Annotated in this window: 20 protein-coding genes; 6 read left to right on the top strand and 14 right to left on the bottom strand. The window is 56.5% G+C overall.

What is annotated here, in order from left to right:
- Positions 1-153: 153 nt before the first annotated feature.
- A complete protein-coding gene (locus ACORNT_RS07875) occupies positions 154-687 on the bottom strand; it encodes a PAS domain-containing protein (RefSeq protein WP_321397795.1) in 534 nt (177 codons plus the stop codon).
- A gap of 174 nt (positions 688-861) precedes the next feature.
- Here ACORNT_RS07875 and ACORNT_RS07870 point away from each other — a divergent pair, with 174 nt between their 5' ends.
- Together ACORNT_RS07870 and ACORNT_RS07865 are read left to right on the top strand one after the other, a co-directional pair.
- Positions 862-2,229 (top strand): short-chain fatty acid transporter, encoded by a 1,368-nt coding sequence (locus tag ACORNT_RS07870; RefSeq protein ID WP_321397792.1) that lies wholly within the window; start codon positions 862-864, stop codon positions 2,227-2,229.
- Between the two features lie 88 nt (positions 2,230-2,317).
- Positions 2,318-3,313 (top strand): zinc ABC transporter substrate-binding protein, encoded by a 996-nt coding sequence (locus tag ACORNT_RS07865; protein ID WP_321397789.1) that lies wholly within the window; start codon positions 2,318-2,320, stop codon positions 3,311-3,313.
- Here the strand turns inward: ACORNT_RS07865 and ACORNT_RS07860 are convergent.
- Positions 3,307-3,873 (bottom strand): hypothetical protein, encoded by a 567-nt coding sequence (locus tag ACORNT_RS07860; RefSeq protein WP_321397786.1) that lies wholly within the window; start codon positions 3,871-3,873, stop codon positions 3,307-3,309. The two genes, ACORNT_RS07865 and ACORNT_RS07860, sit on opposite strands and share 7 nt — an antisense overlap.
- An 83-nt stretch (positions 3,874-3,956) precedes the next feature.
- Positions 3,957-4,439 carry an Lrp/AsnC family transcriptional regulator gene (locus tag ACORNT_RS07855; RefSeq protein ID WP_321397781.1) on the bottom strand — a complete coding sequence of 161 codons (483 nt, stop codon included), beginning with the start codon at positions 4,437-4,439 and terminating at the stop codon, positions 3,957-3,959.
- 137 nt (positions 4,440-4,576) lie between these two features.
- Here ACORNT_RS07855 and ACORNT_RS07850 point away from each other — a divergent pair, with 137 nt between their 5' ends.
- From ACORNT_RS07850 to ACORNT_RS07840, 3 genes are read left to right on the top strand one after another with little or no spacing between them, the layout of a single operon-like run.
- A complete protein-coding gene (locus tag ACORNT_RS07850; protein WP_321397778.1) occupies positions 4,577-8,056 on the top strand; it encodes an indolepyruvate ferredoxin oxidoreductase family protein in 3,480 nt (1,159 codons plus the stop codon).
- 24 nt (positions 8,057-8,080) lie between these two features.
- Positions 8,081-9,169, top strand: a complete 1,089-nt coding sequence (locus ACORNT_RS07845; RefSeq protein ID WP_321397776.1) for a histidinol-phosphate transaminase — start codon at positions 8,081-8,083, stop codon at positions 9,167-9,169.
- A gap of 29 nt (positions 9,170-9,198) precedes the next feature.
- Positions 9,199-9,744: a phosphatase PAP2 family protein gene (locus ACORNT_RS07840; protein ID WP_321397773.1), complete on the top strand. Its 546-nt coding sequence runs from the start codon at positions 9,199-9,201 to the stop codon at positions 9,742-9,744.
- Between the two features lie 4 nt (positions 9,745-9,748).
- On the opposite strand, the gene ACORNT_RS07835 is transcribed toward ACORNT_RS07840, so the two are convergent.
- Positions 9,749-10,216, bottom strand: coding sequence for an Lrp/AsnC family transcriptional regulator (locus ACORNT_RS07835; RefSeq protein ID WP_321397770.1), 468 nt, complete (start codon positions 10,214-10,216; stop codon positions 9,749-9,751).
- Between the two features lie 137 nt (positions 10,217-10,353).
- On the opposite strand from ACORNT_RS07835, the gene hppD reads away from it, so the two are divergent.
- Positions 10,354-11,406 carry a 4-hydroxyphenylpyruvate dioxygenase gene (gene hppD, locus ACORNT_RS07830; RefSeq protein WP_321397767.1) on the top strand — a complete coding sequence of 351 codons (1,053 nt, stop codon included), beginning with the start codon at positions 10,354-10,356 and terminating at the stop codon, positions 11,404-11,406.
- A 201-nt stretch (positions 11,407-11,607) separates the two neighbouring features.
- Here hppD and ACORNT_RS07825 read toward each other — a convergent pair whose 3' ends face one another.
- The 10 genes from ACORNT_RS07825 to ftsW all read right to left on the bottom strand — a co-directional run bounded on the left by ACORNT_RS07825 (position 11,608) and on the right by ftsW (position 22,742).
- A complete protein-coding gene (locus ACORNT_RS07825; protein ID WP_321397764.1) occupies positions 11,608-11,949 on the bottom strand; it encodes a hypothetical protein in 342 nt (113 codons plus the stop codon).
- A 3-nt stretch (positions 11,950-11,952) separates the two neighbouring features.
- Positions 11,953-12,720 carry a DUF6882 domain-containing protein gene (locus ACORNT_RS07820; protein WP_321397761.1) on the bottom strand — a complete coding sequence of 256 codons (768 nt, stop codon included), beginning with the start codon at positions 12,718-12,720 and terminating at the stop codon, positions 11,953-11,955.
- 363 nt (positions 12,721-13,083) lie between these two features.
- Positions 13,084-14,796: a cell division protein FtsZ gene (gene ftsZ / locus ACORNT_RS07815; protein WP_321397758.1), complete on the bottom strand. Its 1,713-nt coding sequence runs from the start codon at positions 14,794-14,796 to the stop codon at positions 13,084-13,086.
- A 161-nt stretch (positions 14,797-14,957) separates the two neighbouring features.
- Positions 14,958-16,211: a cell division protein FtsA gene (gene ftsA / locus ACORNT_RS07810; protein ID WP_321397755.1), complete on the bottom strand. Its 1,254-nt coding sequence runs from the start codon at positions 16,209-16,211 to the stop codon at positions 14,958-14,960.
- Entirely contained in the window at positions 16,211-17,092 is an 882-nt protein-coding gene (locus ACORNT_RS07805; RefSeq protein ID WP_321397752.1) for a cell division protein FtsQ/DivIB, read from the bottom strand. Before ACORNT_RS07805 ends, ftsA begins: the two co-directional genes overlap by 1 nt.
- Entirely contained in the window at positions 17,080-17,994 is a 915-nt protein-coding gene (locus ACORNT_RS07800) for a D-alanine--D-alanine ligase (RefSeq protein WP_321397749.1), read from the bottom strand. Before ACORNT_RS07800 ends, ACORNT_RS07805 begins: the two co-directional genes overlap by 13 nt.
- Entirely contained in the window at positions 17,991-18,923 is a 933-nt protein-coding gene (gene murB, locus ACORNT_RS07795; protein WP_321397747.1) for a UDP-N-acetylmuramate dehydrogenase, read from the bottom strand. The genes ACORNT_RS07800 and murB overlap by 4 nt, the downstream gene beginning before the upstream one ends.
- A complete protein-coding gene (murC, locus tag ACORNT_RS07790; RefSeq protein WP_321397744.1) occupies positions 18,923-20,365 on the bottom strand; it encodes a UDP-N-acetylmuramate--L-alanine ligase in 1,443 nt (480 codons plus the stop codon). Before murC ends, murB begins: the two co-directional genes overlap by 1 nt.
- Positions 20,362-21,597 (bottom strand): undecaprenyldiphospho-muramoylpentapeptide beta-N-acetylglucosaminyltransferase, encoded by a 1,236-nt coding sequence (gene murG, locus ACORNT_RS07785; RefSeq protein WP_321397741.1) that lies wholly within the window; start codon positions 21,595-21,597, stop codon positions 20,362-20,364. Before murG ends, murC begins: the two co-directional genes overlap by 4 nt.
- A complete protein-coding gene (gene ftsW / locus ACORNT_RS07780; protein ID WP_321397738.1) occupies positions 21,594-22,742 on the bottom strand; it encodes a putative lipid II flippase FtsW in 1,149 nt (382 codons plus the stop codon). The genes murG and ftsW overlap by 4 nt, the downstream gene beginning before the upstream one ends.
- Between the last annotated feature and the right edge of the window lies 1 nt (position 22,743).

Genomic DNA, 22,743 nt, shown 5'->3' with positions numbered 1-22,743 from the left:
CATCGCGATTTTGACAGTCGTCCCCTTTAAGGCAACGGTACGGAAGATTCCTAAATAAAGTCTTTAAAATTTCCCGTAAGGAGAGGATCCCGGTAAATATTTTTCTTCAGAGGGGGCCGGAATTATCATGCGACAAATAAAGGGGCGTCGCCGTTACATTTGTTCCAGGGAAAACAAAAACTGGTTATATGTCATTTTCTGGTCTGCCAGCATCTGCTCGAACTGTTTGCCCGCCTGCTCCATACCTTCTTTCGGAGTTGACGCCTGCTGTTCGGTTTTTCGCAAAGCTGCATAAATCTCTTCCAGTTTCGGCAACACCCGGCGATTTGGCGAACGGCGACTGGAATGATACCCGCAGACCTTGCCATTGATGTCCAGTGACGGGGTGACATAAGCCAGAACCCAGTAAAAGCGTCCGTCCCGGCAGCTATTCTTCACATAAGCAAAGATTTCCTCACCGCACCCGAGCGTGTCCCACATAAATTTAAAGATACATCGCGGCATGTCAGGGTGGCGAATGATGTTATGGGGCTTGCCGATAAGCTCATCTACACTGTAACCACTGACATCACAAAATGTGTCATTGGCATAGATAATCTTGCCCTTCAGGTCGGTCTTGCTGACAATAATGTCATCCTCGGAAAAAACGACTTCCTGATCCGATGTTCCCGCTGTAGCTGCTAACATACAAAAATCCTCTACAAATTTCCCTTGGTGGAGACACCAACTGCTTTACTACTTTTTTTATACATGAACCCTATCCTGTAAAACTGAAAAAATTGTGAATTTCCCCACATCCTATATTTTGAGTTGAATCTGTGCCTTCATGCTTCACAATGGCAGGAAAAAGCGGAGGATTTCATGAAATATTTTCAGTTACTGGCCAGGCCGTTTATGGTTTTTGTTGAACGGTTTTATCCGGACCCCTTTGTATTTGCCATCCTGCTGACCCTGGCCACCTTCCTGATCACTCTGGGTCTGACCGATGCGACACCTGTTGGCGCCATGGTCGCCTGGGGTGACGGTCTATCCTCCCTGCTCGGCTTTATGGCGCAGCTCAGTATCATGCTGATCGCCGCCCATGCACTGGCACATACCGATTCCGTCCAGCGGGCCCTCAGGTTTCTGGGCGGCCTGCCAAACAGCCAGGCCGGCGCCTACCTGATGGTGACCCTCATTGCCGGACTGGCCAGTCTGCTGTCCTGGTCTCTCGGACTTGTGGCCGGCGCCATCCTTGCCCAGCAGGTAGCCATCGAGGGACGCAGGAAAGGCCTCCGCCTGCACTTTCCTCTGCTCGTCGCCTCCGCCTATGCCGGTTTCGTGATCTGGCACATGGGGTATTCCGCCTCGGCTCCCCTGTTTGTCGCCACACCGGGCAACGCCCTGGAAAGCAGTATCGGCGGACTGATCCCGGTCACGGAAACCATTTTTGCCGGCTGGAATATTGCCATCGCCTTTATCACCCTGACTCTTGTCGCCCTGACCTGCAGCCTGATGCGCCCGAAAGACGAGGAAATTGTCGAAGCTCCGGTCGAGGCCATAGAATCGCTGCAGGAGGAAGATGCGGAAATGGACCGCTCCTCCGGCCACGGCACCCCGCTGACGCCGGCCGGTTATCTGGACAACAGCCGGCTGATCTCGATAGGCCTCGGACTTTTGCTCATTGCCTACTTGGTCTACTGGTTCAAAACAAAGGGGCTGAACCTGAACCTCAATATCGTCAACTGGTCATTTCTGGCGTTCGGCCTGATGCTGGCCCGCAACCCGCTTCATTATGTCTCCCTGATCGGCAACGCCAGCCGCACCGTCTCCCCGGTCCTGCTGCAATATCCGCTCTATGCCGGCATCATGGGACTGATGTTCAACAGCGGCCTGGTCAATATCATGTCGGACTGGTTCACCAGCATCTCGACCGCACAAACCCTGCCGTTCTGGGCCTTTATTTCCGGTGGACTGGTCAACTTCTTTGTCCCCAGCGGCGGCGGACAATGGGCCATCCAGGGACCGGTCTTTATCGAGGCCGCACAAAACCTTGGCGTTAACCTGCCGCTTGTGGTGATGGGGGTCGCCTACGGCGATCAGTGGACCAATATGATCCAGCCCTTCTGGACAATTCCGCTGCTGGCCATTGCCGGCCTGCATATGCGGCAGATCATGGGCTATACCTTTGTGGTGTTCCTGGTCAGTTTCCTGACCTTCGGCGGAGGTTTGCTGATCGCGGCCGGATGAAAACAACTGTCGGTTATTCGAAATCAATACTTGACTTTACGGGCCTGACGCATCAGATACGTTATGTTATAACGAATTCGGACAGATAATGATAAACAGATTATACAGGGCACTTTTGATCTCCGGCCTTTTCCTGGCATTCACCCTGCCGGCCCAGGCCAGACAACTGGATGTGGTAGCCAGCATAAAGCCGGTCCACTCACTGGTTCAATCGGTGATGGGAAGCAGGGGCGAAGTTACTCTGCTCATGGACAGTTCCCTGGACCCACACATCTTCAGCATGCGCCCCTCCCATATCCGCAAGGTGGTCAATGCGGATGTGTTGTTTTATGTAGACAGCAAACTGGAAACTTTCCTGACCGGGATCATCGATAACGACCAGCAGAAAGTCAAATCCGTTGCCCTGGCCAAAGCCAGGGACCTGAAGCTCCTGCCTTACCGGACCAGCAAGATCTGGTTTACCGAGGAAACCGAGGATCATACCGGGCATGACCATGAGGAAATGGACCTTCATATCTGGCTGGATCCGGAAAATGCCATCCAGATGGTCAGGATGATCGAGGAAACCCTCTCAGCCCTGGACCCGGACCACCGGGTTACCTATATTCGCAACTCCAAACTAGTCATCAAACGGCTTTACGAGCTCAAGGATCGCCTTCGCCAGGATCTGCGCCCCTTCAGGGAAAAACCCATCATCATTTATCATGACGCCTTTCAGTATTTCGAGAAGGCCTTTTCCCTCTATAGCGTCGGAGCGATCCAGCTCAACTCCGACAGCCCGCCCAGCGCCAGCCACCTGAAGGCCCTGAAACAGATTGCGAAAGAAAAGCATGTCACCTGCGTCCTGGGCACCCCCGGTTCCCATCCGCGCATTGCCACGGTCGTCATGGGCGACACCTCCGCCAACTATGGCGTGGTAGATCCCCTGGGTGTTTATCTGGAGCCGGGTCCGAGCCTTTATATGGAACTGATTGAGGAAATCGCCCTGACCATTGAAGAATGCCAGGGAGGGGATCATGAAATCTTCGATATCAATCCGGGCATGCCGGCCAAGAAGGTGCCCCCGGCACCGGACCTTCAGTAAAGCGTCAACAGTCTGACAAGATAACGGCTGCTTTCGGAATTGGCGTCCTCAATGGTTTTCAGCTGATAACGGGTAAAAAGCTGACCGTAATCGGGCAGGTTAATCTTTGCGGCCAGTTCGCCAAAAGAATAAGTGTCGATATATTGATCATTCTCATGTGCCGCCAGGTCGAAATAGTCAAACCTGACTGCCAGCTTCTGCATGCTATAGCCGGCATCTTCAAAGATTACCCGGTCTTTGGTTTCAATGATGACCATTGCATCGCTGAGCTCCACCGCCTTGCCGGCCATATAATCCGGATCCAGCAGATCCCGCCAGTTTATGACAATTTCGCCACCGCCATAACTCCTGAGTGACGGAAGTCCCCGGGGGGACAGAAATTCGCGGGTTTTTTCCTCTGGATATTCCGGGCGAATAAGAACACGAAGGACGGGACGTGAAGTGGTCGCCCGGGCCTCTCCGGCAGTAACAGTCTCTTCGGGAACAGTCTGGGCCTGAATGACCTGCCCCGGTACAAGAAACAAAATAGACGCGGAAATCAGTCGAAAAATTTTAAGCATTATGCCCCCGTTATCCAGAAGAAATTCAACTGCACTCACCAGACAGTTTATGCCCAAACTACGGTTCCGGTCAAACGGCCATTTCAGTTCTCTGTCAGATCCACAAACCTGAGCGGCAATCGGGTGGTATGTTTTTTCTGTTTCAGGACAAAAGAGGTACTGACAGAGCGCACCACCGGCAGGCGCATCAGGAACTGGGTCTGGAATTCCTCATATTCCTTGATCGAGCGGCTGATCACCTTGAGCAGGAAGTCATAATCCCCGCTCATGGAATAATATTCCAGCACCTCGGCCCTCTCCCCGATCATCTGGTCAAACTGGTCCGACTGGTCAAGCTGGTGTTTTTCCAGCATCACCTGACAATAGGCGATAATCGGCAGACCAATTTTATCCGGATCCAGCAGGGCCACATACTGGGAGATGATTCCCTCTTCCTCCAGACGCCGCACCCGGCGCCAGCAGGGCGACGGCGACAGGCCCACTTTCTGAGCCAGATCATTATTGCTGAGCCGGCCGTCGGCCTGAAGTTCCCGAAGGATGTTAAAATCAATATTATCCAGTTTCATAGAATATTCTTCCATTTTACTAATATTATTAGAATGTATTATCCTTTTAATACATATATCGAGCAAAGATCGCAAGGACATTCCCTGCCTGACGGAGGTATCATTTCTTCAGAATAAAGATTCAGGGGCAGATAATAATGACCATACAACCGGGCAGCTTCGACGCGAGCTACCAACTTGACGATTGTTATAAAAAGAATGACGGGCAGATTTTCCTGACCGGCACCCAGGCGCTGGTGCGACTGCCACTGATGCAGGCGGCCCTGGACCGCAAGAACGGTCTGAAGACGGCAGGCTTCATCTCGGGCTATCGCGGCTCGCCTCTCGGCGGTTATGACATGGCCCTGTGGAAAGCCCGGAAATACCTGGACGACGCCCAGGTAAAATTCCAGCCCGGCATCAACGAGGAACTAGCCGCCACTGCTGTGCTGGGTTCCCAGCAGGTGGAACGCAATCCGAAGGCTGACTATGACGGCGTCTTCGGCATCTGGTACGGCAAGGGCCCGGGTGTGGACCGGGCCGGTGATGCGCTCAAGCACGGTAACGCCTTCGGCGCCTCCCCCCGCGGCGGCGTCCTTGTGATAGCCGGCGATGACCATAACGCGGTCTCCAGCAGCATGAACCATCAGAGCGAACAGGTGATGCAGAGCTGGATGATGCCGGTTCTCGCCCCGGCTGGCCTGCAGGATTATTTCGATTTCGGCCTTTACGGTTTTGCCCTCAGCCGGTTCAGCGGCTGCTGGTCCGGTTTTATCGCCACCAGCGAAATTGTCGAAAGCGCCGGCACCGTCAACCTGGACCAGGTCAATCGTCATTTCACGATCCCCGAACATGAAGGTTATGATCCGGCTAAACTTCATTACCGCTGGCCCGATCCCTTCATCCAGATTGAACATCGCCTGATGGACCACAAACTGAAGGCGGTCGATAATTTTGCCCGTCACAACAGCCTGGATCAAATGATCTGGGATTGTTCTAAACCGCGGCTCGGAATCGTCACCTGCGGCAAGGCCAGCCTCGATCTTATGGAAGCCCTGCGCATGGCCGGGATCGACCAAAAAAAGGCCGAAGAGAACGGCATCGCCCTGCTCAAGATCGGCATGACCTGGCCGTTACATACGGACCGGATCAGGGACTTTGCCCGCCGCTGTGACAAGATACTGGTCATCGAGGAGAAACGCAGTTTTGTCGAATTGCAGATCCGCGACATCCTGTTCAACATGCCATCGGGCGAGCGCCCGCTGGTTATCGGCAAGCAGGATGAAACCGGGGCCCCGCTGCTGAAATCCACCGGTGAATTCTGCCCGGAAGAGGTTCTTGAGGCCCTGCTGCCGTCTCTCGCCGCCCTTGGCCTGGAAGATGACATCAGGCAGAAACTGGAGCGCTATAAAAAGAAAAAATCCCTGATCGGCACCTTTGGCCAGAAAGACATGCGCACCCCCTATTTCTGTTCCGGCTGCCCCCATAACCGCTCCACCAAAGTGCCCGAGGGAAGCCGGGCGCTGGCCGGTATCGGCTGTCATTTCATGGCCACCAAGATGGAGCGGGATACCGAATGCCTGACCCAGATGGGCGGCGAAGGTGTGAACTGGCTGGGCCAGGCGCCCTTCACCCATGAAGGGCATATCTTCCAGAACCTCGGCGACGGCACCTATTATCATTCCGGCCTTCTGGCCATCCGTCAGGCAGTCGCGGCCGGGGTCAACATCACCTACAAGATCCTCTATAATGACGCCATCGCCATGACCGGCGGGCAGCCGCTGGAAGGCACCCTGACCGTGGACCAGATCAGCCGCCAGCTTCATGACGAAGGCATCAAGGTCATCCGGGTCCTGAGCGACGAACCGGAAAAATACAAAAGCTGGGCGAAATTCGCGCCGGACGTAAAAATTCTGCATCGGGATGAACTGGATAGCGTGCAGAAGGAACTGCGCGAAATCAAAGGCGTCACGGCTATCATTTACGACCAGACCTGTGCGGCCGAGAAACGTCGGCGCCGCAAGAAAAAGGAATTTCCAGATCCGCCGAAACGGGCCTTTATCAATGAACTGGTCTGTGAAAGCTGCGGCGACTGTTCAGTGCAATCCAACTGCGTCTCCATTGTCCCGGTGGAAACCGAGCTTGGCCGCAAGCGCGCCATCGACCAGTCCAGCTGCAACAAGGATTACAGCTGCATCGAGGGTTTCTGCCCTTCCTTCGTCACCGTCGAAGGCGGTGAAGTGAGAAAAGGCAACCGGCAGGACCCGATGGCCCTGGCCGGGGCACTGTCCGCCCCCTCCCTGCCCGAGATCCGGGACAGTTATGATATCCTGATCACCGGCATCGGCGGCACCGGTGTGGTCACCATCGGCCAGATCATCACCATGGCCGCCCACCTTGAAGGCAAGGCCGCCAGTGTTCTCGACTTTACCGGTTTCGCCCAGAAGGGCGGTTCGGTCTATAGCTACGTCCGCCTTGCCGACAAGGCAGAAAATATGGAAACGGTACGTATCTCTACCGGCCATACCGATCTGCTGCTGGGCTGCGACATGGTCGTGGCCGGCAGCCCGGAAAGCCTGCGCACCCTTGAAGCAGGCCGCAGCCATGTGATCCTCAATGCCCACAAGACCCAGACCGCCCAGTTCACCCTCAACCGGGACGCGGACATCCATGACGGACTGATCCGGCGCAATCTGGAAACAATGGTGGGAACAGACGGCCTCGATATGATCGAAGCCACAGAGCTGGCCACCGCCCTGATGGGCGACAGCATCGCCACCAACATGTTCCTGCTGGGCTATGCCTGGCAGAAGAGTCGCCTGCCGATAAGTCTCGACGCCCTCTACCGGGCGATCGAGCTCAATGGTGTCGCCGTTGAAAGTAATAAACAGAGTTTTGTCTGGGGTCGTCTGGCCGCCGAAACACCTCACGATGTCCGGGTCTCCCTACCCGGATCGGTGGCCGGACGTTACCTTCCCGAAACCCTGGAAGAAAAGATCGCTTACCGCGCGAAAGAACTGACCGCCTACCAGAACAAGACCCTGGCCGACAGATATCTGGCCCTGGTCGAGCGGACAAGGACAGCCGAACAGGCCATACAGGCCGGCAGCACAGCCCTGACGGAGGCTGTCATGCGTAACTATTACAAGCTGCTGGCCGTCAAGGATGAATTTGAAGTGGCCCGCCTCTATACCGACGGACGCTTCCGGGAAAAACTCGGCCAGCAGTTCGACGGTGATTTCAAGCTGAAATTCCATATGGCGCCGCCGCTGCTGGCGAAGAAAGACAATCAGGGTCATCTGAAGAAAATGTCTTTCGGCCCCTGGATGATGCCCGCGCTGAAACTGGTCGCGAAGATGAAAGGCCTGCGCGGCACCACCTTTGACATTTTCGGCAAAACCAACGAGCGGAAGATGGAGCGACGCCTGCTGGCGGACTATGAACGCCATCTGGAGGAAATTCTGGGTCATCTGGATAAAAACAATCTGGACCGGGCAATCGCGCTCGCCTCTTATCCGGAAGACATTCGCGGTTTCGGCCATGTGAAGGAAAAAGCCGTCCGGGAAGTCGAAGCCCGGCTGCAGAAACAGCTTGACGACTATCGCCATAACGTGATTTCACATATGGCCGCCGAATAAAGAATTAAGAATACAGGATCACAGATGACAATCACCCCGCGCAAAGGCGTTCTCGACATTACCCCCTACAAACCCGGCGAGTCCAAAATCGCCGGTGTGGACCGGATCATCAAACTGGCCTCCAATGAAAGCCCGCTGGGGGCAAGCCCGAAAGTTTATGACGCCCTTGAGCAGGCCCTGAAGAAAGACCTTGCTCTTTATCCGGACCCGGCCTGTACAGAACTGAGGCAGGCCATCGGCGAAGTGCACGGCATTAACCCCGCACAGATCCTGTGCACCAACGGGTCCGAGGAAATGCTGACCCTGCTGGTCCGGGCCTATGTGGGTGACGATGACGAGGTGATCCTGTCCAAATACGGCTTCCTGGTGCCGCCGCTGATGACCATGGCGGCCGGCGGCACACCGGTACTGGTGGAAGAACAGGATTATGTGGCCGACATCGACGGCATGATCGCCGCCCAGACCGCGCGGACCAAAATGGTGGTGCTGGCCAACCCCAACAATCCGACCGGCACCTATGTGCCCTTCAGCGAGATCAGGCGCCTGCGTGAGGAACTCAGGGACGATATCCTCTTGGTGCTGGACGCCGCCTATGCTGAATATCCGGAAACGGACGACTATAACGCCGGCATGGAGCTGGTGAATAACGGCCTCGACAATGTGGTGGTCAGCCGCACTTTCTCAAAGATCTATGGTCTCGCGTCCCTGCGCGTCGGCTGGGCTTACCTGCCGCCTGCCGTGATGGGGGTTCTGAACCGGATCCGCGGCACTTTTAATGTCAATAACTTAAGCCAGATTGCCGCCACCGCTGCAGTCATGGACCAGGACCATGTGGTCCGGGCCCGGACCCATAACAACCGCTGGCTGCCGCTGATGACCGAACGGCTTCAGAGCATGGGCCTGAAGGTCACCCCGAGCCTCGGAAATTTCGTGCTCGTCCACTTCGCCTCCGCGGAACAGGCGCAGGCGGCCGACAGCTTCCTCCGGTCGCAAGGCATCATTGTCCGCCCGGTCGGCAATTACGGCCTGACCAACTCTTTACGCATTTCCATCGGCCGGGACGAAGAAAGTGAAGCCGCTCTTGTAGCCCTGAAAGAATTCATGTTACCTTGAGCGCCCTGATAACAAAGAGCGCCATCATCATGAAAAAAATCGGTCGGACACTACTGGGAGGACTTGCGGCCTCCCTCCTTCTGCTTTCTCCGGCCCAGGCCAAAACCGATGTGGAAAAAGCCGGTGACGCCGGTGCGGTCGCCATTCCCCTTGCCGCCCTTGCCGCCACCCTGCTGCACGAGAAAGACACCAGTGACGGGACCATTCAGCTTATTGAATCCCTGGCCTCCTCAACTGCGGTAACCCTGGCGCTGAAACAGGTGATCGACAAACGGCGCCCCAACGGGGAGTGCTGTGATTCCTTCCCCTCGGGCCACGCCACCATCGCCTTTTCCGGTGCCGCCTTCATCCAGAAACGTTATGGCTGGGAATACGGCATACCCGCCTACCTGGGCGCCGGCTTTGTCGCCTGGAGTCGGGTCGATGCGGACAAACATCATGTGGAGGATGTGATCGCCGGGGCCGCTATCGGCATCCTCGCCAGCTATATTTTCACCGAACCCTACAAGGGGTTAAACATCACACCAGAGGCCAGCGCGAATTATATCGGCCTCCATGTCAGCGCCACCTGGTAAAGCCTCAGTCCAGGCTGAGCGCCGTGGAGTATTTCACCTGCCGCATGGCGAAGCTGGAGGTTGAGGAAGCCACGGCCGGATGGCTCAGCAGCGTGCCGGAAAGAAACTTCTCGAACCGTTCCACATCCCGGACCCGGATCACCATGGCATAATCATAGTTGCCGACCACGGCGAAACATTCCAGCACCTCCGGCCGGTCGGAGATGAATTTTTCAAACTCTCGCCCGGTATTCGCCCCCTGGTGGGTCAGGCGCACACTGACCAGGGCACTGACCTGCATACCCACCTGTTTGGCGTCCAGCAGCGCCACCCGTCCCCGGATCACGCCCGCTTCCTCCAGGCTCTTGATCCGCCGCCAGACAGAGGTCGGCGACAGGCCGGCCCGGTCGGCGATCTCCTGATGGGTCAGGGTCGCGTCCTGCTGGATCAGGGTGAGGATTTTCCGGTCTGCCTCATCAAGCGTAATGCTCATTCCATTTATCCAATATTTGTGAATTATAATTCCTTTTTTAGCTCATTTTACTCAATATGAAAAACAATATTTCACCATATCCGGTGTATCATTCTCCCATATCCAAAATATCAGGAACAAGACTTCAGGAGACCGCTATGGCTGAATTGTTTGAAAACCCCATGGGACTGGACGGCTTCGAGTTTATCGAATATGCCTCCCCCGAGCCGGAAAAGCTGCGTGCCCTGTTCCGGCAGATGGGCTTCAAAACCGTGGCCCGGCACCGGCACAAGAATGTCACCCTGCACCGCCAGGGCGATGTCAATTTCCTGATCAATGCGGAGCCCGACAGCTTCGCCCAGCGTTATGCCTTCGCCCACGGCCCCAGCATCTGCGCCATGGCCTTCCGGGTCAGGGACGCCAAAGCTGCTTACGAGCGCGCCCTCAGCCTCGGCGCCAACCCGGTGCCGGTCGATGTGGCGCCGATGGAGCTTTATATCCCGGCCATTGAGGGCATCGGCGGCAGCCGCCTTTACCTCGTCGACCGCTACGGCGACAACACCATCTATGACGTGGATTTCGTGCCGGTGGAGCTCGAGGATGAAAAAGACGTTGAGGACGCCGGCTTCCAGTTCATCGACCACCTGACCCATAATGTCTATCAGGGCCGCATGGCTTACTGGGCGGAATTTTACGAGCGTCTGTTCGGCTTCCGGGAGCTGAAATATTTCGATATCGAGGGCCAGAAGACCGGCCTGACCAGCAAGGCCATGACCAGCCCCTGCGGCAAGATCCATATTCCGCTTAATGAATCCAAGGACAACAAGTCCCAGATCGTCGAGTATCTGATGGAATATCGCGGCGAAGGCATCCAGCATGTGGCCATGCATACGGAAAATATCTATAACACCGTCGATATCCTGCGGGCCCATGACGTCAGCCTGCAGGACACCATCGATACCTATTTTGACCTGATCGACGACCGGGTCGAGGGCCATCAGGAAGATGTGGAGGAGCTGCGCAAGCGCAACATCCTGATCGACGGCACCCGGGACCAGGGCATCCTGTTGCAGATCTTCACCAATAATGTGATCGGCCCGATCTTTTTCGAGATCATCCAGCGCAAGGGCAACCAGGGCTTCGGCGAGGGCAACTTCAAGGCCCTGTTTGAATCCATCGAGCTCGACCAGATGAGGCGGGGCGTTATTTAGGGTTTTATAAGACTAATTTCTGACAAACTGAACGGGCCTTAACGGGCCCGTTTTTTATTTGATATACCAACCATCCCCGTCACCCTCGCGAAAGCGGGGGTCCATGTGTCCGCATGAACAATCTTTCCAGCGTCAGGTATGGATTCCCGATCACGTCGGGAATGACGATTTGGTGGACTAGATTTTCACAACACTAAACTACTACACAATCGTATAAGAAAAAACATAAGGGGCATCAATGAGTTTGGCGACCTCTGCGACATACTCAGGAACATCTATTATCCGTGTGTCCCACTCACTGACAATTGAGATGAAGAGGTCATAATTTTCCTTTACAAAGTCGAGACCTTCAATCACCTCTCTCAAGAAAAAGTAATCTTTCCCCTCAATGATCTGAACAATCATATTTACCCCTGCACCATCCTTTCTTTCACGATAGATGATACCGTCGGAACAATAGATTTGTTGCAATTTGACAGCTTGCACGTGGGGAATTGTTCGGATACGAATATAGTATTTTACTTCTATCCCTTCTACCTCCACGGTCTACCCCCTCATCAATCCGAACAATTTCCGCTTTTTGACCCACCACGCCTTGGTAATGATCATATAGGTATAAAGATCGTTCTCGAATGTCCGATAGGTGCCCAGGGCATTCAATTCCTTCGCCATAATAGCGACAAAATGTCCCGCATCATTTTCAGTTGCCTCAACAAGATGAGCGCTGAGAGCCAGGAATCCCTTTTCATCACCCAGTTCTCGAAGTTTCCGGGATGCAATTCGGACTTTCTCTTCAAAGCCCGGATTAGCCCAGGCCCACATCCATGTGTCTGAGCGAAGGGAAAATGATCCGGCGAAATGGAATTCAGCCTCCACCTTTGGTTCGCCGTTATTGGAGAATACCAGAAGGCCCGTCTCCTCATCCCGACCCCACCTGTCATGGTCACCGATTTTGAAGTCTTTACGGAATTTTTTCTGCCGGCTGTCTAGCCACTGACAGGCCTCGGTTTCAAACGCGTTCCAAGCCTCATCATCCTGTTTCCAGTTGCGCTCCCGAATGTCCAGATAGCAGCCTGCACATACTATTTTGATGTCGGCAAAGGCTTCTGCCTTTTCAGTCCACTCGCCTTCAGCCTCCAACATCTTTTCGCACTCGTCGCACCAGGCATCCGGATAATATTCATCAGGATCGTCTAGACCATAACCAACATTAAAGCCCAGTTTCCTCGCACCACCCACAAGGTGCTGACAAACCCAGGTTTCCGATGTGGTGCCATGGGTCGGGCATTCAATGGTATTTTTCTGATTGGACATAATTTCCCCCGATGATGATGCGTCAGTCTAGCCCGAATGCACCCTTCCCTCAACCGTCATTCCCGCGCAGGCGGGAATCCAGTCCCAACTCAATCGTCACCCTCGCGAAAGCGGGGGTCCATGTGTCCGCTTGAAAGGTCTATGCAACGTCAGGCATGGATTCCCGTTTTCACGGGAATGACGAATGGAGAAGCGGGAACAACATTTGAGAGCACCCCCCAAAGAAAAAAGGCGGGGGATACCCGCCTTGTCTTCAGTTCAGGGGAAAATACTAAACTCGAACTCTACTCTGACAAAATACTCAAAAACTCGATCCCTGTTTCTACCTGTTGTTTTTTTATAGTTATCTCTAGTTGGCCTTCACTAGTTCGCTTGACGGCGCAGGAAGGCCGGAATTTCAAGATGGTCGTCGTCTTTTGCCGCGGTCGAGCTCTGGGGCGCAATACGCTCCCCTGCCGTCAGCGGGGAACGGGTCGCTTCCTGTTTCGGGGCCGCCGGGGCCACAGGCTCGGCTCTTACTTCGGTCGGCTCTTCCGCCCGTACCTCAGGGGTCTGGCGGATCGGATTGGCCGCCGGGGCCGGTCTTACGTCTTCGGTGATCTTCGGCGCGCCCAGCAGGTCACCCTGCTTCAGGGTCGGTTCTTTAGCTGCCCTGGCCTTTTTTTTACCGCCGAGCATGGACCCGAAAATATTCAGCCGGCCCGGTTTTTCCTCAGTCCCGCCGTTGGCCATGGCGGCCTCGGCATAGGGATCGGCCGCATCGGTAAGCTCGTCCGGACGGCTTTCCGGCAGCATAGGCTCGGGGGCAATAAACGGTGCTTCGCGATCATCCTCAACAGACGCCGCTACAAGCTCTTCCGCCGCGCGTTCTTCAACGATGCTGTCGTCAAGCTGGCTCAGCAGCGCCGCGGTATCGTCGTCTTCGTCCTGTACTTCATTGACCAGTTCAAGCGGCTCTTCCAGATAGGCCTCGTTGGACAGGTCCATGGCCGGCTGCTGTTCGGCAACCGCTGTCGCCACATCTTCCGCGGTCGGGGCTGCTTCCGCGGCCTCTTCCTTCGGTTTGTTGAAATGATAGGTGCGGACCGGGGTTTCAATGCGCGGCTGGGCGGCGCCGTCGATGCCGGTGGCGACAACGGACACCCGCATCTTGCCTTCCAGATCCGGATTCAGCGCCGACCCGACCAGGATATTGGCGTCCGGGTCGACTTCGTTGCGGATGCGGTTGGCGGCTTCGTCAACTTCAAACAGGGTCAGGTCCATGCCGCCGGTGATGTTGATCAGCACGCCCTGGGCGCCTTTCATGCTGACTTCGTCGAGCAGCGGATTGGAAATGGCGGCTTCGGCAGCCTCGAGAGCGCGGCCCTCGCCGGAGGCTTCACCGGTGCCCATCATTGCCTTGCCCATCTCGCTCATCACGGTGCGCACATCGGCAAAGTCCAGGTTGACAAGACCGGGCATGACCATCAGGTCAGTGATGCCGCGCACGCCGGAGTGCAGCACTTCGTCGGCCATGGCGAAAGCGTCGGCAAAGGTGGTGTGTTCATTGGCGATGCGGAACAGGTTCTGGTTCGGGATGATGATCAGCGTATCCACATATTCGCTGAGCTCGGCAATACCCTGCTCGGCCAGCTTCATGCGGCGGGACCCTTCAAACTGGAACGGCTTGGTGACCACGCCAACCGTCAGAATGCCTTTTTCGCGGGCCTTCATGGCAATCATCGGCGCCGCACCGGTGCCGGTACCGCCACCCATGCCGGCGGTAATGAAGGCCATGTGGCAGCCCTGCAGATGTTCCTCGATCAGGTCCATGGTTTCCTCGGCCGCGGCACGTCCCACTTCCGGGCGGGCGCCGGCGCCGAGACCCTGCGTCAGTTCCGCACCGAGCTGGATTTTCTGTTCCGCGCGGGAGTGAGCCAGAGCCTGTGCATCAGTATTTGCAACAATGAAATCGACCCCCTGAAGCTGGGAAACAATCATATTATTGACCGCATTGCCGCCGGCCCCGCCGACACCAAAAACGGAAATTTTTGGTTGCAATTCTGTCAATTCCGGAGTCGTAAATTCAATGGTCATCCTGGCCTCCTGGCTGCACTGAAATCCCGTGATTCAGTGTTGCTGAACAAATAGTTAATAATAATTTACCTTAAGCGATTCACGCTGTCTAACAAAAACACATTCCGAGTCGTTTTTTTTGCATTTCGAGTCGTTTTCTAACCCAATTAGAGTCTTTTCCGTCAAAAATTTTCCTTCACCCAGCGGCTGATCCGGGAAAAAACCCCCAGCATCGGCTGTGCTTCGCTGTGAAAATGAACCTCGTCCGGCCGCGTCGCCGCGTAATTCAAAAGCCCGGCGCAGGTCGAAAAAACCGGCCCCGCCGTGGCGTCCGCCAGACCATCGACGCTGAGCGGCCGGCCCATGCGGATGTGGCGTTCAAACTTGTCGGTGGCGAAGACCTTCTTGGCCAGTTCCTCGAGCCCGTTCATCTGGCTGGCGCCGCCGGTGATGACGATGCGCCGTCCGACGATACTGTCGAGCCCGGACGCCACCAGGCGGTCGCGCACAATCTCCAGAATTTCCTCCATGCGGGGACCGATAATCTGGGTCAGCATCGACCGCGGAATGGTGGTGGTATATTCACCGCCGTCATCGCCGGTCTGCACGATATCAATCTGGTCCCGGACCATGGCCCGGGGGAAACAGTTGCCGAACAGGGTCTTCAGCCGTTCCGCATTACTGAGTGGCGTCGACAGTCCCTGGGCAATATCGCTGGTGACATGATTGCCGCCCAGCGGAATGGTATCGGCAAAGATAAATTCGTCATCCTTGAAAGCCGCGACCGAGGTCAGACCGCCGCCCATGTCGATGCAGACGCTGCCTAGTTCGCGTTCGTCCTGGACCAGGCTGGACAGGCCCGAAGCATAAGGCGACAGCACCACGCCAGCCAGATTGAGATGGCAGCGGTTGATACAGGTCTGCAGGTTTTTCAGCGGACTGACCGCCACCGTCGCCATATGCATGTCGACGCCGAGTTTTTCCCCGTACATGCCGCGCGGGTCCTTGACCCCGCTGACGCCGTCGATGCTGTAACTGGCCGGGCGGGAATGGACGACAAAACGTTCCTCGTTACGGATATGTTCCTGGGCGCCGTCCAGCACCCTTTTGATATCGGCCTCGCTGATCTGGTGTCCGGCCACATCCACTTCCACCGCAAAATGGCGGCTTTCCGGCTGGCCTGAGGAAATATTCACAAAGACATTCTCGATCGGGCTGCCGCCGGCCATGCGTTCGGCGGTATCCACCGCCGCGCGGATTGATGTTTCCGTCTCTTCCATGTCGACCACGGTGCCGGCCTTGATGCCCTGGGACACCTGATGCCCGATCCCCACCACATGCGGCCTGCCGTTTTCGCCGACCCGGGCAATAAAACAGCAGATCTTGCTGCTGCCCACATCCAGCGCGGCGATGACATTTTCACGCAACACCGCCATCAGATCTGTTCCTCTTCGGCGGTTTTCGCAGCCAGCCGGCGCCGCTTTGCCTCCCCGGGCGTCAGGCGAATGTAGGTTTTATTTTCAAGACGCAGATCCACTGCCAGTATTTCCTTTTCAAGTATTTTCTCGTCCCGCTGCATTTGAGCGAATTTTTCCAGTGCATCGGGCACATTCTTTTCCGGCAGTCGCACCGTAATGCCCTGTTTCATCAACAGGTCCCAGCGCCGCCCGCCGACCCGGACCGCATTTTCAACCTGTTCAAAAACAGCGGGATAGCCTTCCTGCAGATCCAGATAATCCGGCATGGCGCTGTCCGCGCCGCGCCCCACCACCATAGGAAGTGCGGCAAAATGAGACAGTTTCTGGTCGGTGATCCGCTTGCCGTCCCGGGTCACCAGCCACAGATGGCCGTCAACCTGCCACAGGGCAACCGGTATATATTCCTTCACCCGGACTGTCAGGATATCGGGCATGGAACGGCTGATGCTGGCATGCTCGACCCAGGCAAGGGCCTCGACCCGTTCCCGCATGGCCTTGAGGTCAAGGGACATGATGCTTTCCCCGTGACTGATGGCCAGGGCCTTGCGAATATCATCCAGCGCCGTCTGTTGCTGGCCGTCAATGCGGATTTCCGCCACCACCAGGCCCGCATCGGTCAGCCGTTCCTGAACGCGCTCGCCGGTGCTCTGGACGGCGTCTGAAACCATGCCGCTCTGCCACAGATAGACAGACAGGATCACAACGCATGCAATTGTCCCGACACTCACACTGCGGATGACCAGATCTTTCTGGCGTCGGCGTTTCAGGCTCTGGACTTCCCGTTCCCCCCGCTTGAGGGGTTCTTTTTTCCGGATCAGAAACTTCATCAGCGATCGCATGAGGCGTCCTCCACCATCCAGCTGACAAGCTCCTCAAAGGAAATCCCCAGATGGGCGGCCTGCTCCGGCACCAGTGACAGCGCCGTCATGCCGGGCTGGGTATTGACCTCCAGAATATAGGGAACACCATCGCCGTCCGGTCCGTCATCAAGGCGGAAATCAGCCCGACTCACGCCGCGGCAACCAAGTACCTCATGGGCCTCCAGCGCCAGATGCATCAGCCGACCGGTCATCTCATCCTCCAGCGGCGCCGGGATCAGATGTTCGGTTTTGCCGTCCTGATATTTGGCTTCATAGTCGTAAAAGCCGCTTAAGGGACGAAGCTCTGTCACCGCAAGCGCCCTGTCGCCCATCACGGAAACTGTCAATTCCCGTCCGGGCAGGAACTGTTCCGCCATCAGCAGGCTGTCAGACTGCCAGGGACCCGGCTTGTCCGGGGTCAGGTTATCGCCTTCGCGCACGATCACCACACCGACGCTGGATCCTTCATTGGCCGGTTTGACCACATAAGGGCGCGGCAGGGGATCGGCTTTGAACAGCTCATCGCCGGAAATCAACCTGTCCTCGGCGCAGGGAATATTGACCGTGCGGAACATATTCTTGGCGGCGATCTTGTCCATGGCCACGGCCGAGGCCCGCACCCCGGAATGGGTATAGGGAATTTTCAGAATTTCGAGCAGGCCCTGGATGCAGCCATCCTCGCCCCAGCGGCCGTGCAGGGCATTAAAGGCCACATCCGGCTTGATCCGGACAAGATCCATGTAAACATCGGGTGTCACATCAAGTTCGGTGACATTGTAACCGGCATTGGTCAGGGCCCTGGCCACCGCCGCCCCGCTCATCAGCGAAACCTCGCGCTCAGCCGACCAGCCCCCTTTCAGGACCACAACATGCTTGTTCATGACCGATCCTCCGCGCTTTCACCGACGATGCGGATTTCCCACTCAAGCTCGACACCTGATGTATCCTTCACCCGCCGGCGGACTTCTTCGCCCAGCATTTCAATATCCGCAGCCGTTCCATTTTCGTCATTGATCAGGAAATTACAGTGTTTTTCCGACACATGCGCGCCGCCGACGCGAAGACCGCGGCATCCGGCCTCGTCAATCAGCTGCCAGGCCTTGTGACCGTCAGGGTTTTTAAAGGTGCTGCCGCCGGTGCGGGTCCTGAGCGGCTGGCTTTCCTCGCGCGCATCGGCAATTTCCTGCATGCGCCGTTCGATATTCTCTTTCAGGTCCGGTGTGCCCTGCAGGATCGCGCCGGTAAAAATCAGATTTTCCGGCAGGTTCGAATGACGATAGCTGTAATCCATGTCCGTCAGGGAAAAATGATGCTCGTTTCCGGCCCGGTCCAGGGCCTGTGCCTCGACCAGCACATCGGCCATTTCCCGTTCGTAAGCCCCGGCATTCATGCGGATCGCCCCGCCGATGGTCCCGGGAATGCCGCGCAAAAACTCGAACCCGGCCAGATCGGCGTCACGGGCGGCAGCAGCCACCGCGATATCGGGCGCCCCTGCACCGGCATAAATCTGCGTTTCCTTCACGTCAATCCGGGCAAATTTCTTGCCGAACCGGATCACCACCCCGTCAAAACCGCCGTCCCGGATCAGCAGGTTTGAGCCAACCCCGAGACAGAGCAGCGGCACATCCAGGGACAGGCCGCGCAGGAAGGCGGCCAGATCGGCCTCGTCCTCGGGCGTGAACAGAACCGCAGCCGGGCCGCCGACCTTGAACCATGTATATCTGGCCAGCGGCGCATCAAATTCATATTTGCCGCGCACGAGGGGCAAATTGTCAGTGAAGGACAGGGATGTAGCCGCAGATACAGTCATCAGGCCCCCTTTCCCTTCAGGGCGCGCAAGGCGTCCGGCAGTTCGTAAGCCCAGAACGTAATATTCCCGGCCCCGAGACAGATCACAATATCCCCGTCCTCAGCCACCTCGGCTATTTTAAGGGGCAGATCAGCCATGCCCTCAATGGCGGAAACCTGGCGATGACCGAAACGGTGCAATCCTTCCACCAGGCTATCCCGGTCGGCCCCTTCAATGGGGCTTTCCCCGGCCTCATAGACCGGCGCAACAAAGACCGTATCCGCATTGTTGAAACAGGCGCAGAATTCGTCAAACAGGCTTTTCAGGCGACTATAGCGATGAGGTTGCACCACCGCGATGACCTTGCCCTGATAGGCTTCTCGGGCGGCCGCCAGAACGGCCGAGATTTCTACCGGATGATGGGCGTAATCATCAACAATAGTCACACCGTCCACCTGGTCCACCCGGGTAAAGCGTCGCTTCACACCTGAGAAGGCGGCAAAGGCCTCGCGGATCACCGCAGCCTCAATCCCCATTTCATGGGCGACGGCAATGGCCGCCAGCGCATTGAGCACATTATGACGACCCGGCATGGGCAGAATGATGTCAGACAGGATTTCAACATTCTCCCCCTGGCGGGTGCTGATCTCCACATCGAAATGGGCGCAGCCTTCTACAAACTTCAGGCCCTTGCCGCGAATATCCGCCTGCGGGCTAAAACCGAAAGTCACGATCTTGCGGTCGGTAATCCGGCCGATCAGCGCCTGCACCTCCGGATGATCAATACACATGGCGGCAAACCCATAGAAGGGCACATTCTCGATAAAGGTGCGAAAGGCTTCTTTTTCCGTTTCAAAATCGCCGTAAAAATCCAGATGTTCCGGGTCAATGTTGGTAACCACGGCCACCGTCGACGGCAGTTTGACAAAGGTACCGTCGGATTCATCGGCCTCGACCACCATCCAGTCGCCTTCACCCAGGCGGGCATTTGTGCCGTAAGCATTGATGATGCCGCCGTTAATCACGGTCGGGTCGTATTTGGCCGTATCCAGAACCGCAGCCACCATGGACGTAGTTGTGGTTTTGCCGTGGGTTCCGGCAATGGACACGCACCATTTCAGGCGCATCAGTTCGGCCAGCATTTCCGCCCGGCGGATCACCGGCATCTTGCGGGCCCGGGCCTCGACCATTTCCGGATTGTCGGCCCGGATGGCGGAAGACACCACAATACCCCAGGCGCCCTCCAAATTTTCCGCAGTCTGTCCGATCTTGACGTCGATCCCCAGACTTTGCAGCCGCTTGACATTGGCATTTTCGGAAATGTCGCTGCCCTGCACCTTGTAGCCGAAATTATGCATGACTTCGGCTATGCCGCTCATGCCGATACCGCCGATACCGACAAAATGCAGGATGCCTATATTGATGGGATGACCGATGCTGGGGGGCTGGATATTCTTATTCATGACCGCTCCCCTGCCGTAAGGGCCGGCCTGGATTCTTCACTCTCACTCGTTTCACTCTCTGCTTCAGTTACCGAAGGTTTTATCAGACTCTCCAGCTTGTTCACTTTTATGACGCCCGCATCCCCCTTGACCAAGGCCAGGCGTTCCACCAGGTCGGCCAGATCCTTGACCGCATAGGGCTTACCCACCTTGCGACTGTCCTCTGCGGCGCGCCATACATCCCGCGGCCTTTTCGCCAGGCGCTGCAGCATCTTGGCCAGTTCGCTGGGATTGAATTCCTTTTCATGGAAGATCCACGCTCCGCCGGCAATCACAAGCTCCTTGGCGTTTTCCATCTGATGATCGTCTGTAGCATGGGAATAGGGCACCAGAATGGCCGGTCGCCCCGAAGCCGTCAGTTCCGCTATCGTCGACGCCCCGGCCCGTCCGATCACAAGATGTGACCATTCCATACACTCCGGCAGGTTGGAAATAAAGGTCGAAAGTTCAACAGCGATTTTTGTGTTTGCATAGGTGGCGCGGACCGCCTCAATATCCTCTTCCCGGCACTGCTGGGTAATCTGCAGCCGGCGCTGCACGGCCCGAGGCAAAGTAGAGATCGCCGCCGGCACCACTTCACTGAAAATGCGCGCCCCCTGACTGCCGCCAATGACCAGAATGCGGAAGATTTTGTCCTCGCCGATGGGGGGATAGGTGCGGTCGCCAAGCTCGACGATTTCCTTGCGCACCGGATTGCCGGTCACCACGGTATAAGTATATTTTTCCCAGTCCGCCTTGAGGGTATTTTCAAAAGACAGGGCGACTGCATCCACTTTCTTTGCCAGCAGGCGATTGACCCTGCCCAGCACCGCGTTCTGTTCATGCAGGCAGGTGGGAATGCCAAGACTGACAGCCGCCCGGAGTGCCGGCAAAGACGGATAACCGCCGAAACCGACCACAACCCCCGGCCGCAGCATGGTCAGCATCGAGCGGGCTTCCATGATACCGCCCAGAACCTTGAACAGGGCACCGACTTTTCCCAGAAGGCTCTTGCCGGCGAATGTCGCGCTTTTGACCGTCAGGATTTTGACATCGCCAAAATACTCACGATACGCCAGCCCGCGTTCATCGGTAATCAGGGTCACCCGGTGACCGCGCCGCAAAAGCTCGTTCTTCAGCGCGACGGCGGGAAACATATGCCCGCCGGTGCCACCGGCCGAAAGCACAACATGGGAGGTGCGGCGACGTTTCATACCAGCCTCCAGCCCGTTGCCGGATTGGCGTGGCCGTAACGGCTGTTGCGCCGCGTCAGGGCCAACACCATACCCATTCCGATGGATACAGACAGCAGCGAGGATCCGCCGTAACTGATAAAGGGCAGGGTCATGCCCTTGCTGGGCAGCACCGCCAGATTAACCCCAATATTGATAAAGGCCTGCAGGCCAAGCTGGATCAGAAGACCGGCAACAGACAGGAAAACAAACAGATCCGTTTCCTTCATCAGATTGACCATGCCGCGCACCACAATCACGGCAAAGACAGAGACAATCAGCACACAGATGATAATGCCGAATTCCTCACCCGCCACGGCAAAAATAAAATCCGTATGGGCGTCGGGCAGGATTTTCTTGACCGCGCCCTCGCCCGGACCGCGCCCGAACAGGCCTCCGCTCTTGAAGGCATTCATGGCCATATCGACCTGGAAGGTATCCCCGCTTTCCGGATTGAGAAAACGGTCGATACGGCTCGTCACATGGGGCAGGAACATATAGGCCATCACGATACCGCTCAGCCCCAGTCCGACGAAGGCGCCAACCCAGACCATGGGCAGTCCGGCCATGAAAAACATGGCGCTCCAGACCACGGTGATCAGCACCGTCTGACCGAAGTCGGGCTGGATGACCAACAGGCTGACCACAAGAAGATAGAGCCCGATGGCAATTTTCCAGCCGGGAAATCCGGGACTTTTACGAGCCTCGGAAAACATCCAGGCGGACACAATGATAAAAGCCGGCTTCATGAATTCGGACGCCTGCAGGGTGAAGCTGCCAATCCTGAGCCAGCGCTGCGCGCCCTTGGCCTCGGGCCCGACCAGCCAGGTCAGAACCAGAAGCAGCAGGCAGACCAGAAACATAATGACGCCGAGACGGCGGATCATGCGCGGCGGCAACAATGATACTCCAAACAGGGAGACAAGCGAAACCGTCAGAAACAGGAGCTGTCGGCGGACAAAATGAAAGCTGTCAAGACCGAGCTTCTCGGCAATGGCCGGGCTTGCCCCGAAGGTCATGACAATGCCGAGCCCGATCAGAAGCGCAAGCGACATCAACAGCCAGCGGTCAACAGTCCACCACCAGTCGCTGAGAATACTTGTATCTGTCCGGGAAAAAACGGTCATT

Origin of the sequence: Emcibacter sp., assembly GCF_963675455.1 — a bacterium.
Taxonomy (GTDB): domain Bacteria; phylum Pseudomonadota; class Alphaproteobacteria; order Sphingomonadales; family Emcibacteraceae; genus Emcibacter.
The sequence above is the reverse complement of the archived record's forward strand: the minus strand, read 5'-3'. Positions and strand labels throughout refer to the sequence as shown.